Annotated in this window: 1 pseudogene; it reads left to right on the top strand. The window is 64.2% G+C overall.

Features of this window, described 5'->3' with window-relative positions:
* Positions 1 to 16 precede the first annotated feature (16 nt).
* A pseudogene (locus tag MWU75_RS19675) lies at positions 17 to 282 on the top strand (ABC transporter family substrate-binding protein); the annotation flags it as partial.

Here is a 282-nt window from a genome sequence, read left to right as displayed (position 1 = left end):
CGAGAAGGGCGCGACGATGACCTTCGAGCACGTCGACTTCAACTTCGCCGAGGGCAGCCCCTGGGCCGAGGACGCTGGTGGCCTGGCCGCCCGCGAGGCGTTCGCCTACTGCCTGCCGCGTCAGCAGATCGTCGACAACCTGATCACCCCGATCGATGAGAACGCCGTGGTGATGAACTCCCGTGAGGTCTTCCCCTTCCAGGACAACTACGAGGAGCACGTCGCCAAGATCTACGACGGCCGCTACGACGAGGTCGACCTGGAGATGGCGCAGCAGAAGTT

Source organism: Ornithinimicrobium sp. F0845, assembly GCF_023015765.1.
Lineage (GTDB): Bacteria > Actinomycetota > Actinomycetes > Actinomycetales > Dermatophilaceae > Ornithinicoccus.
Note: the sequence above shows the minus strand (reverse complement) of the source record. Positions and strands in the feature narration are given on the sequence as shown.